This window comes from Pseudomonas sp. P108 (assembly GCF_032613195.1).
Classification (GTDB): Bacteria; Pseudomonadota; Gammaproteobacteria; order Pseudomonadales; family Pseudomonadaceae; genus Aquipseudomonas.
Genome location: NZ_CP126691.1, coordinates 133,638 through 150,767, shown reverse-complemented (window position 1 = coordinate 150,767; position 17,130 = coordinate 133,638). Strand labels below are relative to the sequence as shown.

At 59.7% G+C, this 17,130-nt stretch carries 12 protein-coding genes; 9 read left to right on the top strand and 3 right to left on the bottom strand.

Annotated features, from left to right (window positions below):
- Positions 1 to 99: 99 nt before the first annotated feature.
- Complete coding sequence (locus QOM10_RS00705) at positions 100 to 438, top strand: hypothetical protein (RefSeq protein ID WP_007918987.1); 339 nt, start codon at positions 100 to 102, stop codon at positions 436 to 438.
- 341 nt (positions 439 to 779) lie between these two features.
- Here QOM10_RS00705 and lapD read toward each other — a convergent pair whose 3' ends face one another.
- Together lapD and lapG are read right to left on the bottom strand one after the other, a co-directional pair.
- The gene (gene lapD / locus QOM10_RS00700; RefSeq protein WP_095122340.1) at positions 780 to 2,726 is read right to left on the bottom strand and encodes a cyclic di-GMP receptor LapD; all 1,947 of its coding nucleotides are present in this window, start codon (positions 2,724 to 2,726) and stop codon (positions 780 to 782) included.
- A 14-nt stretch (positions 2,727 to 2,740) separates the two neighbouring features.
- Positions 2,741 to 3,433, bottom strand: coding sequence for a cysteine protease LapG (gene lapG, locus QOM10_RS00695; RefSeq protein WP_095122342.1), 693 nt, complete (start codon positions 3,431 to 3,433; stop codon positions 2,741 to 2,743).
- Between the two features lie 197 nt (positions 3,434 to 3,630).
- Between lapG and QOM10_RS00690 the strand changes: the two genes are divergently transcribed.
- From QOM10_RS00690 to QOM10_RS00670, 5 genes are all read left to right on the top strand, one after another.
- Positions 3,631 to 4,341, top strand: coding sequence for a GntR family transcriptional regulator (locus QOM10_RS00690; RefSeq protein WP_102899668.1), 711 nt, complete (start codon positions 3,631 to 3,633; stop codon positions 4,339 to 4,341).
- A gap of 748 nt (positions 4,342 to 5,089) precedes the next feature.
- Positions 5,090 to 5,866 (top strand): DUF3050 domain-containing protein, encoded by a 777-nt coding sequence (locus tag QOM10_RS00685; RefSeq protein WP_150776561.1) that lies wholly within the window; start codon positions 5,090 to 5,092, stop codon positions 5,864 to 5,866.
- Complete coding sequence (locus tag QOM10_RS00680; RefSeq protein ID WP_127925358.1) at positions 5,863 to 6,792, top strand: diiron oxygenase; 930 nt, start codon at positions 5,863 to 5,865, stop codon at positions 6,790 to 6,792. The genes QOM10_RS00685 and QOM10_RS00680 overlap by 4 nt, the downstream gene beginning before the upstream one ends.
- Before the next feature lie 13 nt (positions 6,793 to 6,805).
- Positions 6,806 to 10,198, top strand: coding sequence for an amino acid adenylation domain-containing protein (locus QOM10_RS00675; protein ID WP_316917407.1), 3,393 nt, complete (start codon positions 6,806 to 6,808; stop codon positions 10,196 to 10,198).
- Between the two features lie 21 nt (positions 10,199 to 10,219).
- Positions 10,220 to 10,687: an SRPBCC family protein gene (locus tag QOM10_RS00670; protein WP_316917406.1), complete on the top strand. Its 468-nt coding sequence runs from the start codon at positions 10,220 to 10,222 to the stop codon at positions 10,685 to 10,687.
- A gap of 123 nt (positions 10,688 to 10,810) precedes the next feature.
- On the opposite strand, the gene QOM10_RS00665 is transcribed toward QOM10_RS00670, so the two are convergent.
- Entirely contained in the window at positions 10,811 to 12,691 is a 1,881-nt protein-coding gene (locus tag QOM10_RS00665) for a methyl-accepting chemotaxis protein (protein ID WP_122597676.1), read from the bottom strand.
- 304 nt (positions 12,692 to 12,995) lie between these two features.
- Between QOM10_RS00665 and QOM10_RS00660 the strand changes: the two genes are divergently transcribed.
- From QOM10_RS00660 to QOM10_RS00650, 3 genes are all read left to right on the top strand, one after another.
- Positions 12,996 to 13,496, top strand: a complete 501-nt coding sequence (locus QOM10_RS00660) for a sigma-70 family RNA polymerase sigma factor (RefSeq protein ID WP_316917405.1) — start codon at positions 12,996 to 12,998, stop codon at positions 13,494 to 13,496.
- Positions 13,496 to 14,497: a FecR family protein gene (locus QOM10_RS00655; protein WP_316917404.1), complete on the top strand. Its 1,002-nt coding sequence runs from the start codon at positions 13,496 to 13,498 to the stop codon at positions 14,495 to 14,497. The genes QOM10_RS00660 and QOM10_RS00655 overlap by 1 nt, the downstream gene beginning before the upstream one ends.
- 88 nt (positions 14,498 to 14,585) lie before the next feature.
- Positions 14,586 to 17,090, top strand: coding sequence for a TonB-dependent siderophore receptor (locus QOM10_RS00650; RefSeq protein ID WP_316917403.1), 2,505 nt, complete (start codon positions 14,586 to 14,588; stop codon positions 17,088 to 17,090).
- Positions 17,091 to 17,130: the final 40 nt, after the last annotated feature.

Genomic DNA, 17,130 nt, shown 5'->3' with positions numbered 1-17,130 from the left:
TACCGCGACGGTGACGATTACGTCGCCGCACCGCATACTCGCGCGCAGTTGGCTATGCTGCTGACAGCATGACGCTGGTTCATTTCCGAGGGATGCTCAATGTTTTACGTGCAACGCGATGCGCAAGGTCTGTTGATTCGCGTGGAAGCCGCGGCCTACGCCGAGGCCACGGAAACCCTGCCGGCCGACAGCCATGAAATCCAGGCCTGGTTCGCCAACGAAGTGGTGGAAACCAGCCTCAAACAGCTCAAGCAGAGCGACTTCGAAATGATTCGGGTCCTCGACGACCTGATTCAGGTGCTGACCCAGAAAGGCGTGATCCGCGTCACCGACCTGCCACCGGCGGCTCAGGCCAAGTTGATGGACCGGACACAGGCGCGGGAAGCGTTGGGCGGGTTGAGTCAGTTGATCGATGAGGATGAGGGCGGGTTGATCTGATTTCTTCAGATCAAAGGCCTACCCTCACCCCAGCCCTCTCCCCGAGGGAGAGGGGGCCGACCGAGGTGTCTGGCGCCGTACATCGACCTGAAAAACCGGGTCGATTATGGATTCAGCGCAAATCGCTGATGTCGGCGTATTTCCCGAATATCCCCAATCAGTCCGCTCTCTCGGAGGGACGGGGCCGACCGAGGTGTCTGGCGCTATACATCGACCTGAGAAATCGAGTCGATTATGGATTCAGCGGAGCTCTTTCACGTCGGCGTATTACATCAATATCCCACGGTCAGTCCCCTCTCCCTCTGGGAGAGGGCTAGGGTGAGGGTTGCTTTTGCAATGACTCACCGCCAAGGCTTCGGCTCACCCAACAACTGCCCTTGAACCCCATACAAACCCATCTCGCGAATCACCGCCAACTCCCCCTCCGTCTCGACCCGCTCGGCAATCAGCGGCAGATCGATGCTGTGCGCCGCGCGCTGGATCGCTTCGATGAACAGACGCTTGTCACTCTCCTGATCGATCGCACGAATGTAACTGCCATCGATCTTCAAGTACGCCAGCCCCAGCCGCGCCAGGTTGCCGATCATGCTGAAGCGCCCACCAAAGCGCTGCAGGCTCAGGGAGAAGCCGAGTTCACGCAGGCGCCGGGTCAACTGCTCCAGCACCGCTTGCTCCGGCAATTGCTCCTCGCCGATTTCCAGGGTCAGGCGCTCGCCCAGGTTGGAATGCGCGCGCAAAATCTCGAAGACTTTGTTCAACGCCTGCGGATCCGCCAGGGTCGCCGAAGACAGGTTCAGCGCCAGCGAATCTTCATGTTCTTTCATCTGCTCCAGCACGCGCTCAAGCATCAGGCGATCCAGCCGCGCGGTCCAGCCGAAGCGCTCCAGCCATGGCAGGAAGCGCCCGGCCGGGATGGTCTGGCCCTGATCATCGAGCAAGCGCGAGAGCACTTTGTAATGCAGCACCAGTTGCGTGTCGGCGGCAGCCACCACCGGCTGGAAATACAGCTCGAAACGCTGCTGACTCAAGGCCTGATCGAGCAAGCGATGCCAGGCATGGTGATCGTCGCCGACATCCGCCGTCAGGCTCTGATCGATGCAGGCCCAGTTCTGCTCGCCCTGCCCTTCGGCTTGCGCCAGCGCCTGATCGCCAAGTGTCAGCACCTGTTGCGGCGAATCGCCGTGAGTGAATGGCGCCAGGCCGATCGACGCCACAGCCGCGACGTCGGTCGCGCCGGTGGCATGCAGACTGCTCAAGGCATTGTCGAGGTTCTGCGCCAGTTGCAGCGCTTCTTCACGAACCAGCCCCGGCGCCAGCACGGCAAATTCGCCGCCGCGAATACGGGTGACGAGATTCTGGGTTTCCGGGTACTTGGCGCATTCGCGGGACAATTGTTCGCCAACTGCTTTCAGCAGTTCATCGGTGCGCTGGCCACCGAGACGCTGGTTGAGCCCGGCCAGATCCTTGACCCGCAACAGCAGCAGATAACCGGAGCTGGCCTGCTCCGGGTTGCTCACGCGATTGTTCAACTGCATCTCGAAATAACGCCGGTTGGCCAACCCCGTCAGGTTGTCCTGATAAGACTCGGCCCGCAGTTTTTCACTGCGCTCGGCCTGCTCCTGAAACAGTGCCTTGAGCTTCTCGACCATCTGGTTCATCGCCTGCACCACGCGGCGTAATTCAGGCGTGCGCGGCAGATCCGGCAGGCTGAGGAATTCGCGCCGGGCGATGGCGTGGGATTGCTTGACCATGTAATCCAGTGGCTTCAACTGCCGGCGCAGCAGCAGCGCACCGAGGACGGCACTGATCGCACCGCAGATCAGCAGCCAGCCAAGGCTGCCCAACGCGCTCTGCCACAGCTTGGCCACGGCAAACATCGGATGGCTGACCACTTCGACCCGCGCTGCCTGTTCCCAGCCACGGCTGACCAGTGCATCGCCACCGGCCGGTTCCAGGCCGATCAGTTTGACGAACCAGTCCGGCACATTAGTGACGGCCGGAATGCCGTTGCGCTCAACAATCGTCTGGTCAGTCTTCAGATCGACCACGCGGATGCTCGCGTAGTAGCCACTGTCGAAAATCGAGCTGACCAGCAGCTCGACCATCGCCGGGTCGTCGATATTCGGCGTCAGCGACAAGGCCAACGCGGTCGCGGCGTCCTGGGCGTGGGAACGCAACTGGTTGACGTACTGGGTGCGCGAGCTTTCCAGGCTGACCATGAAGCTGCCGGTGAAGGCGACCACCAGGAACAGACAGATTGCGATCAACAGCTGTTTGAACAAAGACATCTGAGCGCGTGCTCCTAGTTAGTCGTCTCGACCGGGAAACCTTCGGCCTGCATTTTCTTCAACACATCCTGCCAGCGCGACAGGCGTTTGGTGTCACCGACTTTTTTGTTGCCCTTGGCGCCCGGCAGGTACAACCCTTCCGCATTGAAAGAGTAGACCGGCAGCAAATCGGTTCGCTGCGACGCCGGCTGGATCGGATCGATCAGGCTGTCGAGCACCAGCGGCATGGCATCGGGGGTGGCATAGTAAGTCAGGACCATGTGCGCGCGGTTCTGGCGCAACGCTTTGACATAGGTGATGCGCAGCTTGTCACTGGAAACCCCGAGGTGGCGCAGGCTGAAATACTTGGCGATCGCGTAGTCTTCACAGTCGCCGGCGCCTTTCCACAGCGCCTCGATGGGCGTTTCCCAGTAATCGACTTCGTGCCACAGATCGATGTCCTCGACGTAGCGCACCTGTTTGTTGAAGAACAGGTTCACTACTTTGAGCTTTTCCATCTCGTTGACTTGCTTCTGCGTGGCCAACAGATTTTGCCAGGCATCGATGCGCTGCTGCCCGGCACCCAGCGGTCCGTAAAGTGCCGTGGCTTTGCGGCTGATCGTGGAAAAATCCCAATCGGCATGCAGACCGCCCAGCATGACGCCGGCCAGCAGCAGTGCGCAGCCTAGCCAGCGCAGTGTCCGGGGGATCGCGAAACATACCGCCACAGCAGGATTCCGGGGGGCAGGAAGGAAAGCGTTTGATGGTGAAGCTTAGCCGGCGAAAAAACAATGGCACCATGAGATCATCCTCGGCGCGCTAAACTTCATTGGGCACCACGATGTTTTACAAGGTTTGACAACCTGTAGAGCAATCACTAGTGTCATTTGGATCCAAATCAGGCCGACATACAGGGTGCGTAGTCGTGACACAGAAGCCCAAACCGCTGCACAGCATTAAAGTCGATGGACCGATTCCTGCGCATCTGGCCCGGTCGGTGATCGAAGAAACCCTGCGTTCGGCAATCCTCGATGGTCGTCTGCCCTGCGGCACGGCGCTGCGCCAGCAGGATCTGGCCGATCTGTTCGGCGTCAGCCGCATGCCGGTGCGCGAAGCGTTGCGCCAGCTCGAAGCCCAGGAACTGCTCAGCGTTACCGCGCACAAAGGTGCGGTGGTTGCGCCGTTGATTCAGGGCGATGCAACCGAAACCTACGAGCTGCGCATCCTCCTCGAGTCCGAAGCCATGCGCCAGTCGATTCCGTTGCTGACCGCTGCCGATCACACTCGCGCCGCCGGTTACATCGAAGAACTGGAGGCGCAACACGACTACACGGAAATCGGCCGGCTCAACCGTTTGTTCCACATGGCCCTGTACAGCAAGGCGCCCAACCAACGCTTGCTGCGACTGGTCGAAGACGGACTCAACGAAGAAGAACGTTTTCTGCGCTTCAACCTTGAGGCCATGGGCCTGGGCAAATTGTCCCAGGACGATCACCGGGCGATGCTGCAAGCCGTGCAGGATCGTGACGTTGAACTGTCAATCAAACTCCTCGAGCAGCACCTTAATCGGGGCGTCGAGGTGATTACCCGCTATCTCGCGACCCCCGCCGCACAAAGCCGCAAAGCCGCGCGCTGAGCGCGCACCCTCCGCGAATCACTCTCTTACAAATCCCCAAGCGATCTGCCAGCCCTCGGGTGGGCGGATCCGCCTGCCCGCTCTAACCTCCCTGCGCCGCTCAGCTCAAAATTTGCACCGTGCCGATGACGAATCGGTAATAGCCGTGGCGCTCATTTACCCGCACTCTTGAACGGCCAACCCCATAAAGAACGGGCGACGCGCCGCCCTGACGGCGCAGTCCCCGCACCAGGAACCTACGGAAGGAGCCTTGCCACGGGAAAAAGGAAGTCATGGCGCGGGGTCACGGCCAACTTCCGCCCCTTTTAAATCATTCAACTCTTATTACTGGAAAGTTGCTTCGAGTGAGGCATTCACTCTTATCGATAAATTTTGGCCGTTATTCGCCGAAAGGAGCAACTACGCCCAAATAAAACTTCAGCCAAAAGTTTTATCGGAACTACTCAACTTCAAAAAACAGCCAACTTAAAATAATTAAAAAATGTACTTGTTAAATACTTTGTCGGTGTATTAGTTTTTCCTCGCCAGGTTTGAACTTCACCCTTCACCTCGGCACCCACCCAATGCCTGCGGTACAACAGCAGCGCCTTATGGGCAGACATGAAGCCATGTCACAGATATATCCGGTCCGCACTTACCTATCAGGAAGAAAGGCTGTCGTCCGCCGACAGAAAACAAGTAAGTCGTAGTTTCACAGATTGCGCAGTTACCCGAGCAGTTCCATTACATATCAACGATAAAGGACATCATGATGCCCACCAAGAACCAACTCGCCCTAAAGAAAGCCGAACTTAGCATTCACCCGATCTTTTCCGAGATCACTTCGCTATCGGTATTGCGACGTTTCATGGAAACCCACGTATTTGCGGTGTGGGATTTCATGTCGCTGACCAAACGCCTGCAGCAGGAGCTGACTTGCACCCGCTTGCCGTGGTTGCCGCCGCGTGATCCTCACGCCGCCCGGTTGATCAACGAGATCGTTCTGGGTGAGGAATCGGATGATTGTCTGACCGAAGGGCATTACAGCCATTTCGAGTTGTACCTGGATGCCATGCGCGAAATCGGCGCGAGTACCACCGCCGTGGAGCGCTTTATCGCCCTGCAACAGGAAGGCGTGAGCTATGACGTCGCGCTGCAAAGCATCGAGGTTGATCCGGCCGCCGCGCAGTTTGTCCGCGACACCTTGCGCACCGCCCTGCATGCCCCGGGGCACAGCGTGGCGGCGGCGTTTCTGCATGGCCGTGAGAGCGTGATCCCGACCATGTTCCAGCGCATCCTCGACGACTGGGGCATCGGTATCGAGCAGGCGCCGACCTTCCGCTATTACCTGGAACGGCACATCGAGGTCGACTCCGAAGATCACGGCCCGGCAGCAGAACACCTGCTCGAGCGTCTGGTCGACGGCGATCCGCAGCGCGAGGCCGAGGTCTACGCCAGTGCCATCGCCGCCGTGGAAAGCCGCATCGCCTTGTGGGACGGCCTGCGCCTGAGCATGCGCGAACCGTTGGCGGAGGTCGCCCAATGAACGCCGCCGACTATCAATCCTTTGCCGATGCCTGGGAGAACCGCGCCACCATCCGCACCCGCCCGCGTCGCGTGCTGGAAGACGATGAACGCCTGATCTACCCGCTCAGCCGTCAACCGCTGGTGCTCAGCGAAACCTTCCTGCGCGAGTGTCCGCAGCAACGTGATTTCGCCTTGGTGCAGACGTTGTACAAATTCATCAACGACGTGGTGATTTTCGAGACCGAGATCGTCGACAAGACTGCGCGCAGCATCGCCAAGAACCGCTTCGCTGTAACCTTCCCGTTTGCCTGCCGTTACGACGCGATGACCGTGGTGGTCGACGAGGATTACCACGCCTTGGTGGCGATGGACTTCATGCAGCAAACGGTCGCGATGACCGGCATCGAACCGATTCAGTTGCCCGATGAAATCGAACTGAGCCGGGCTATTCCCGCCGCCGTCGCGCTGGCACCGGAACACCTGCGCAGCGCGATGGAATTGATTTGCGTGGCCATCGCCGAAAACACCGTGACCGGCGATGTCGCGGCGTTCGCCCGCGACGACACGGTCAAGCCGTCGATCAAAGGCCTGATGGCCGATCACTTGCTCGATGAGGGTCGCCATTCGAGTTTCTGGGCGCGAATGGTGCGCATCTATTGGCACACCGCCAGCGCGGCGGATCGCGAAACCATCGCGCAGATTCTGCCGGTGTTCATCGGCCATTACCTGACCAACGACATCCAGAAATCCTTCGACCTGCGCCTGATCGATGCGCTGCCGGTCAGCGCGACAACGCGCCGTTCGCTCAGGGATGAAATGGCCGGGCTCGCGTTCCCGATCAATCGCCACCATCCCTTGGTGGGCAACATCGTCAAGTTCTTCCACAACAGTTCGCTGCTCGACACACCGTGCGTGCAGCACGCCCTGCGCGATTACCTGGTTTGACAAGGAGGCCGACATGAAACGTCTCGACATTTTGCTGATTGGCGCCAGCCAGGCCATGACCGACCTGGCGCTGGAACTTGAACAACACGGTCACTCATTACAGCGCAGCGGCGTTGCGGCATCGACGGTGGATCTGATCATCGACGATGGCTTCATTGGCGCTGGTGACTTCTGCGCGATCCCGCACCTGCATCTGCGTCTGGGGGTTGGCGCGCCGAGCCTTGCCGGTTTGCCATCGCTCGATTTGCTGTGCTTCCTCGGCTCGTCACTGATCAGCCGCGTGCCGATTGCCGATGAGCCGTCCGGCAATGGTCAGGCCCTGCGGCAAAGGGTGCTGACGCAGGTGGTGGACGAAGTGGCGTTGCTGGTCAGCCGCGTCTCCCGCGATGCGGAGTATCTTCAGCGGGCCGTATCTGTGCCTGCGCCGGATTTCGAGCGGATGGAAAACCTGCTGTTTCTCGACAGCCTGGCGTACGTCCATCGCCTCAATGACACGGCCAATCCGGCGCTGCTGAAGCAGGCGCAGCTCCCAGTGATCGAGCGCCTGCAACAGAGCCTGATCCGGCATGCCGAACGACCGGCGCTGCACCTCGCCGAACAGTCGATCAGCTATCGGCAATTGCACGCCCACAGTCGCGCGATCCAGCAGCGTTTGCAGCCCTTGCTCGAGCAACATCCGCAACCGTGGGTGGTGGGCGTCTGCCTGCAGAAAAGCCCGGCGCTGTTCGCCTCGATTCTGGCGATCCTCGGCAGCGGCGCGGTGTACTTGCCGCTGGAGCCGAGCCATCCATTGCAGCGCCAGCAATACATTTTGCAAAACGCCGGTGCAGTGCTGTTGCTGCATGATGGCGTGCATCCACTGAGCGCAACAATGGCGGGGCTGGATGTCAGTTGTATCGACAGCGCCGAGGCAGATCTCAGCCACCCGCTGATGCGCCGCCGCCCTGAACTCGACGCACCGTGCATGGCGCTCTACACCTCGGGCACCACCGGGCATCCGAAGGGTGTTTTGCTCAGTCAGGCCAACCTTGCACACTTCACCGCGTGGTACGCCGATTACGTGCAGTTGCAGGCAGAAAGTCGGGTCTTGCAGTTCTCATCGCTGAGCTTCGACTCATCACTGATCGACATCTTCCCGACCCTGCTCGAAGGCGCCGAACTGGTGGTGCCCGACGACACGCAACGGCGCGATCCGCTGCAACTGGTCGCGCTGATCCGCCGACGGCAACTGACCCACGCATTCCTGCCACCAGCGCTGTTGAGCATCCTGCCGCTGGAGCAGTTGGAGGGTGTGCAAGTGATGACCGGCGGCGATGTCTGCGAGCCATTCGTCATCGAGCAACTGACCCGTCAGGGCACGCTGCACAACCTTTACGGACCGACCGAAGCCACGGTGCTGATCACCGCACGCCTGCTCAAACCCGGCGACAGCAACCGCAGCCTCGGTGCGCCGATCGCCAACAGCCAGGTGCTGATTCTCGATGATGATTTGCAACCGGTGCCGGAGCACACCGTCGGCGAATTGTTCATCGTCGGCCCCGGCGTCTGCCTCGGTTATCTGAACAATCCACAGCAGACCGCCGAGCGTTATCTGACCTTGAATCTGCCGGACGGGCAGACGCTGCGCGCCTACCGCAGCGGCGACATGGCCAAATGGGGCGAGCACGGAATCGAGCTGTGCGGACGGCGCGACAATCAAGTGAAGATCCGTGGTTTTCGGGTCGAGCCGGAAGAGATCGAACGCTGCCTGCGCGAGAGCCAGTTGTACCGGCAAATCGCAGTAGTAATCGACACTCAGCGACGGATTCTGGCGTTCCTCGCCCAGCCGCAATCGGACACCGCGCGCGAAGCACTGAAGGCCCACGCCCGGCAGTTTCTGCCCGACTACATGCAACCCGTGGCGTGGACTGAGCTGTCGAGCATGCCATTCGCCAGCAACGGCAAGGTCGACCGCAAAGCGCTGCTGGACCTGCCGGTGAGCGTGCAGGGCAGCGGGCCGAAATGCCTGCCGGCGAATGCTGATGAAGCACTGCTGCTGGAGATCTGGGCGGAGTTGCTGGAGCTGCCGAACAGCGATATTTCCACCGATGAGAGTTTCTTCAATCTGGGTGGTCACTCGATTTTGCTGTCGCGGATGTTGCTGCGTTTGCGTGAGGAATTCGGTCGCAGCATTTCGATCAATCGCTTCATCGAACTGCCGACCATCATCAAACTGGCAACGCTGGTGCGCGGCACCGATGACAACGCGGTGCTCAGCGCCCAGGCCATGGCCGACGCCGAGCGTGCGCTGGAAATCGAACCGCTGCCGGTCAGCCGCATGGGCGATGTGCACAAGGTCATCGTCACCGGCGCCAACAGCTTTGTTGGCGTGCACATCGTCGAGGCACTGCTCGGCTGGGGCGCCAGCGAAGTCGCGTGTCTGGTGCGCGATGGCGGCGGGCAAACGGCGGCGCAACGCTTTGCCGAGTCACTGCGGGAAAACCGTCTGGAGCATCTGGATCTGAGTCGTGTGCGGGTTTACGCGGCAGACATTACCCGTCCGCAACTGGGCTTGAACGACGAGGACTATCAACGCCTGGATCGCGAGTTCGGCGCGCTGGTGCACAACGCCGCCAACGTCAATCACGTCCTCGATTACGAGTCGCTGGCGGCGGACAACGTCGAACCGATTTTCGCCCTGCTGCGCTTGTGCGAAGGGCAGAGCAAAAAGGTCTTCAACTTCGTCTCGACACTGTCGGCTTCAAGCACCGTGGACGATGCTGGACGGGTGCTGGAATTGCCCGCCGCGCCGACGCCACCGATCTATATTCGCAACGGCTACAACCTGTCGAAATGGGTCGGCGAGCGCATCCTCGAACGGGCGCGGGAGCGCGGTGTGCGGGTTAATCTGTACCGCCCCGGCAACATCAGTTTCAACAGCTTGAGCGGCGTTTGTCAGCCGCACAAAAACCGCTTGATGCTGATGCTCAAAGGCTCGATCCAGCTTGGCCAGGTGCCGGCTTTCGCACTGAATTTCGACCTGATGCCGGTGGACTTTCTCGCCCGTTTCATCGCCTTCCACGCCAGCCGTTATTCGCCCGAACGTGCGGTGTTCAACCTGCATAACCCCGAGCCATTGAGCTGGGATGCCTACGTGGCGTCGTTCCGCGAAACCGGCAGCGAATTCGCGCTGGTCAGCGTCGCCGACTGGCAACAGCAATTGGCTCGGGTCGACGCCGATAACGCGCTATTCGGTGTGCTCGGTTTCTACCTCAACGGCTTTGAAGAAGACATCGGCGACATCTCCCTGATCGGCCACGCCAACGCCGAGGCCGGCGTGCAGCAGATGGGCGCGCACTACCCGCAGAAATCCCCGGCGCTGCTGCGTCGCGGCTGCGACTACCTGAAAGAAATCAATTTCATCTGATCCAACAAAAGGAGCAACACCATGAACACTCTGCAACCCGATACCCTGATCAAAAATCCGCATGGCTGCCACGTTGTGTCGTCAGTGGAAGTACCGGCGGACGCGGCGCAAGTCTGGGCGGTGGTCGGCGACTTCGGCGGTTTCGACCGTTTCATTCCGGCGCTGTCGCACATCGAAATGACTGGCGAGGGCGTGTCCTCGCTGCGCAAGAAATACTTCAAGGATGGCAATGTGGTGGTCGAGCAACTCAACTCCCGCGATGAGCAGGCGCGGAGCATGACCTGGACGACGATTTACAACACCTTGGGGGTGGCGAATCTGTGGGCGGCGATGAATGTGGAGTCGCTGGGCGCAGGCAAGTCCCGGGCGACGTGGACGATCATTGCCGAGCCTGCTTCGGGGGGTGAAGAGGCGTTGCCGGGATTCAAGGAGTTTGTGCAGGGGTTTGCGGATGATGCGATGGGGAATGTGCTGAGGCTGTTTGTTTAAGGCTTCGGCTTTGCGGTGAATGCACCACCGCTTTCGCGAGCAGGCTCGCTCCCACAGGGAAATGCATTCCAAATGTGGGAGCGAGCCTGCTCGCGAAGAACGATAACGCGGTCTGACTTGAGGTCAGATCTTGAAGCTGTCGACCAATTGCTTCAGGCGGTTGGCCTGCTGCGACAACGCATCACAATCCTTCAATGTTTCATTGAGGTTGGCCACGCTCTGCTGGTTCAGCAGGTTGATCTGGTTAACGTCGACGTTGAGAGTTTCCACCACGGCGGTCTGCTCTTCAGTGGCCGCTGCCACCGACTGGTTCATACCGTCGATTTCGCCGATGCGCTGGGTCACGCTGACCAGACGCAAACCGGCCTGGTTGGCCACTTCCACGCTCTGCTCGCTGGAGGCCTGACTGGCATTCATCGTGGTCACCGCTTCACGCGAACCGACCTGCAGGGAAGTGATCATCTTGTGGATCTCTTCCGCCGATTCCTGGGTGCGATGGGCGAGGTTACGCACCTCATCCGCCACCACGGCAAAACCACGTCCGGCTTCACCGGCACGCGCTGCTTCGATCGCGGCGTTGAGCGCCAACAGGTTGGTCTGCTGCGAAATGCCTTTGATCACATCGAGGATGTGGCCGATGTTGTCCGTGCTGGCGTTCAGGGTTTCGATCTGGGTGCACGACAGGCTGATCTTCTGCGACAGTTCAGTCATCGCCAGAATCGTCTGCTCGACCACCTGACGACCGTCATCGGCCTGCTCGCTGGCACCACTGGCATGCTGCGAAGCATCGGCGGCGTTGCGCGCAATTTCCTGCGTAGCGGCACCCAGCTCGTTGATCGCCGCGGCGACGCTGTTGGTGCGTGCACTTTGCTCGTCAGAGCCGACGATCGAGGCATTGGACGAAGCCATCACCCGTTGCGACAGGTCATGCACATGGCGAGTCGCCGAGGAGACTTCGGAAATCGAGGCGTGAATCCGCTCAACGAACTGGTTGAACGCGCTGCCCAATTCACCGAACTCGTCTTTGCTTTCCACAACCAGACGGCGAGTCAGGTCGCCTTCACCCTGAGCAATGTCCTGCATCGCGCGGCCCATGGTGGTCAGCGGACGCATCAACACGTTAATCAACAGGCTCAGCAGCAGCGCAATGGCGGCCACCGCAACGAACATTGCGATCAGTGCCGAAGTACGGAATTGGCTGAGTGCGGCGTAGGCTTTATCACGATCAATCGACAGACCGATGTACCACTGCGCATTCGGCAGATCGCTGACCGGGGTGAACGACAGAATGCGTTCCTGGCCGTTGAGCACCACGTTCTGGTTGCCCTTCTCGATGCGCACGCTGGTGTTCGGGTAGATGTCTTTCAGGTTTTTCATGACCTGATCTTTGTCCGGGCTGACGATCACCTGACCGTCGGCGCTGACCAGGAACGCGTGGCCGAGGCCACCGAAGTCCACCGAGTTGATGATCTTCACCAGGGTTTCCAGGCTCAGGTCACCACCGACCACGCCGAGCAGCTCGCCGTTCTTTTTCACCGGCATGGCGATGGTCACTACCAGGCCACCGACAGCGGCCATGTACGGCGGCGTCAGCATGGTTTTGTCAGCCACAACGGCTTGCTTGTACCAAGGGCGCTGACGCGGGTCGTAGCCGTCCGGCATCTTCGCGTCAGGGCGCTGGGTGAACACACCGTTGGCCTGACCGACGTAGGTGAACTGGAAATTCGAGGTGAAGGCCGGTTGATCGACCAGACCCGGGAAGTCGGCGTCCTTGCCCTGATGGGCAACGTTCTGCGCGAGGTTTTCCAGCACCAGAATCCGCCCGCTCATCCAGTTCTGCACGCTGCTGGCGGTCAGATCACCGGCCTGCTGTACGGAGGACTGGAGGTTCTGGCGAATGGTGTTTCGCTGCAGATAGTCGTTGTAGAGGGTGAACAGCGCGAACGCCAGGACCACGACGCCCGAGGCGGCCAACAGGATTTTATGGCTGAACTTGAGATTCATTTCATGGGACTTCTTATGCCAAAAGTGGGGATGCGTTCCGGATGCAACATTCCATGTACAGCGCAGGCAGCGTTCTTCTGGCCGCTCTACTTTGGTGCACGCATGTCTCACCAGTCTGTCGGCACGTGTCGGAGAAATCTTAGGGCTGAGTGGGAAATGGATGGCATTTCTGCCGGATTCCCGCCGAACGGCGTGCCAGAGCGTTCTGCCCGATGTTTTTCAGTGCTGATCTTCGGGTGACAGTTGCAAATTTCGTAACCCTTGATGACAATGCGAGTAATTATCATTTGTGACGTTCGCGTTCATGTCCTCACCCGAGTTTGCAGTACAGACGCTTTACAGTAGTCATCACGGCTGGCTTAACGCGTGGTTGCGCGCCCGTTTGGGCAACGCGGCGGATGCGGCGGATCTGGCCCAGGATACTTTCGTACGCCTGTTGCAACGCACCGAACGCCTCGAACTCAAAGCACCTCGCGCCTTTCTGCGCACCATCGCGCGTGGTCTGGTGATTGATCATTGGCGTCGCGAGGAAATCGAACGCGCCTATCTGGAAACCATCGCGCATCTACCCGAAGCCGAAACGCCAAGCGCCGAAGCCCGCGCACTGGTGATCGAATTGCTGGAAAGCATCGCGCGGATGCTTGAAGGACTGAAGCCGAAAGTGCGTCAGGCGTTTCTGCTGGCGCAGTGCGAAGGTTTGACCCACAAGCAGATCGCCGAACAGATGGGCCTGTCGTTGCGCTCGGTCGAACGTTACATCGCCGACGCGCTGTATCACTGCTACGTGCTGCGGTACGAAAACTGATGCCTGTGGATAATCTTTCTCTTGGCCGTCGCACCGAGCCGCAGCAACAGGTGGTCAAACAGGCCATTCACTGGCTGTTGCGCCTGCGCAACAATCATGGCAATCCGCGCCTGAACCGCCAGTGTGAACAGTGGCGCGCCGAACATCATGAGCATGAACTGGCCTGGCAACGGGTGCAGTCGCTGCAAGCCGAATTGAGCAATAACCTGCGCGCGGTGCCTGGTGCGCAAGTGGCGTTCAACACTCTGGAAAACAGTGCTCAGGGTTTGGGCCGGCGACAGGCCTTGAAGTTGTTGTCTGGCGCATTGCTGATGGGCTCCGCTGCATGGCTGGCCAAGGACACTGCCGCTTGGCAGCAATGGAGCGCCGATTACGCTACAGCGACGGGCGAGCGGCGCGGCTTCCAGTTGCCGGATGGCACGCGGATCGAACTCAACACCGCGAGTGCAGTGGATCTGGATTACACCGCGCAGCGGCGGCTGATCAAACTGACGCGCGGCGAGATCATCGTCACCTGTGGCGGCGCTGATCAGGGGGCGTCGTCTGATCAACCGCTGCGGATACAAAACCGTCACGGCACTTACGAACCTTTCGACGCCCGATTCATCCTGCGTCAGGAACATGATTGCACTCTGCTCAGCGTCACCCATGGTCAGGTTGCGATCCGTTCCGGCAGCACTTCGGTACAGGCACTGGCGGGGCAAAGTTATCTGATCGATCACCATCGGGTTCGCCCGGCGCCGCCGCTGGCTATGGATGCCGGCGCCTGGGTCGACGGCTTGATCGTCACGCGCAACATGCGTCTGGGCGACTTTATGGCTGAAGTCGGGCGTTATCGTCAGGGCTTTCTGAACTGCGCGGCGGAGGTGGCAGATCTGCGCTTGTCCGGGGTATTCCGCCTGGAAGACACCGACAAGCTGTTGGCCATCCTGCCGCAGACGTTGCCAGTGCAATTGCGCTATCGCACGCGCTGGTGGGTGACGCTGGAGCGCGTCGCCTGAAATTATTTTGGCGGGTTTTTGCTGCAGGTCCGGCTTAGTCAGTAAGCACTTCAATTCAAGCGTTTGCGACTTCCTACGGAAACCTACAATGACTGTCCCCGCCACCTGTAAGAACACTCTGAATTTAACTGCCGAATCGGGCCTGCTGCGCCACGCCGTTCGGGCAGCGCTTTTTTCCACGGCGCTGGGCGTTAGTGTGATGCCCGGTTTGAGCATGGCGGATAATCCGGCGGCCAGTGAAGTCAGCCATCGCTACAACATTGCCGCGGGTCCGCTGGGTGAGGCGCTGAATCAGTTTGCCCGTCAGGCCGGCATCACGTTGTCGATGACCCCGCAGCAAACTCAAGGCCGGCAATCGCCAGGCGTTCAGGGCGATTATTCGACCGATCAGGCGCTGAGCCATTTGCTCGGCGGCTCCGGCCTGGAAGCGGTCAGCCAGGACGGCAGCAGTTACATCCTGCGTCCGCTCGCTGAATCCGAAGTACTGGCCCTGCCAACCACCGATATCAAAGGTTTCGCCCTCGGTAACGCATTGGGCAGTATGGACGGCTACAACGCCACTCACAGCCAGATCGCCACCAAGACCAGTACTGCGCTACTGGAAACCTCGCAAAGTGTGTCCGTGGTCACTCGCGAGCAAATGGATGACCAGGGCTCGCAGACTGTCTCGCAGACAATGCGCTACACCCCAGGCGTGCTGACCAACCCGTACGGCGCGACTCACCGCTATGACTATGTGGCGATGCGCGGTTTCAACGACGGCTCGGTGGACAACATCTACCTCGACGGCCTCAAGTCGATGGGCGACAGCGGCACTTACAGCACCATGCAGGTCGATCCGTATTTCCTTGAGCGCGTGGACATTCTCAAGGGCCCGTCGTCGGTGCTGTACGGCCGCAGTTCGCCAGGCGGACTGGTGGCGCTGACCAGCAAGAAACCGTTATACGAGGCTTACCATCAGGTTCAAGCGACGGTCGGCACTCAGGGCCAGCGCGGGGTCGGTTTTGACTTCAGTGGCCCGGTCGATGACGACAAGCGCATTGCCTATCGTCTGATCGGCTTAACGGATCAGTCCGACACGCAGTTCGACCACAACAAGGAAAAGCGCTTCGCCCTCGCACCGACCCTCAGTATCGATTTCAGTGAAGACACTTCACTGACGCTACAGGCTTATCTGCAACACGATCCGGATGGCGGTTACCACGGTGGCGTACCGGCGGACGGCACAATTGATCAGCGCAACGGCAACCGCATCTCGCCGCACTTCTTCGAAGGCGAGCCGGGCGTCGATGGCTATTCGCGTGATCAGCAATCGTTCGGTTATCAGTTTGAACATCGCTTCAACGATGTCTTCACCGCAAGGCAGAATTTCCGTTACCTCGATTCCAAAGTAAACATGGATCAGGTCTACGCCTATGGCTGGACCTCGCCGACCAGCAACGAGTTGAACCGCTATTACACTGGCGGTGATGAGCGCCTGCATGCGTTCATCGTCGACAACATGCTCCAGGCCGAATTTTTTACTGGTGCGACCAAACACACGGTGCTGATGGGCGCGGATTATCAGCGGCGTAAAACCGTGGTCGACTGGACCAGTGGCGGACTCGCGCCGATCAACGCGTTCAATCCGGTATATGGCAACTCGGCGATCGACATGTATGGCGAGACCAGCTACCTGCGGCGCCTGGAGCAGACCGGGGTTTACCTGCAAGACCTGATCGAGATGGACAACTGGCGTTTCTCGCTGGGTCTGCGCCAGGACTGGGTCGAGACGTCGGATGAAAACCGTATCGCTGAAGCCGGACGTCCGGTCGGCACGGAAATCAATGATCGGCGCACCAAACTCACTGGCCGGGCCGGTGCGTTGTACCTGTTCGATAACGGCTTGGCGCCGTACATCAGCTACTCCGAATCGTTTAACCCGAACTCCTATGCCGACAGCGCCGGTAACCCGCTGGCCCCTACCGATGGCACACAATGGGAAGTCGGTTTGAAGTATCAGCCGCCGGGTACTGACAACTTGTTCACCGCGTCGCTGTTCCGCATCGATCAGGAGAACCTGGCGACCAAACTGCCGCAGGAAAACTTCTATCGCGCGGTCGGTGCTGTGCGCTCCCAAGGTCTGGAACTGGAAGCGCACATGCAGTTGACCGACAACCTCAAAGTCCTCGGCAGCTACACCTTCACCGATATCGAATACTCGAAGTCGATGGTCAGTACGTTGAGCACGCCAACCGACGTGATCGAAAACAAAGGCAACTCACCAACGCAGGCGCCGCGGCATATGGCGTCGTTATGGGCGGACTACAAATTCGACAGTGCCGCACTCGATGGCCTGCGCCTGGGCGGCGGTGTGCGGTATGTCGGCTATAGCTGGGCGGATGCGGAGAACACCATGAAGGTGCCCTCCTACACGTTGTTTGATGCCTCGATTGGTTATGACTTGGGCAAGGTCGGTCTGAAGGGCGTCGACGTGCGTCTGAATGCGAACAATCTGACCAACGAATCCTACGTCGCCTCCTGCGCCAGTCTGAACTTCTGCTACATGGGCGAAGAGCGCAACGTGGCGGCGACGGTCAGCTACCAGTTCTAGGCCTTTGTCCTGTGCATAAAAAAGCCAGCCCCTGATGTTT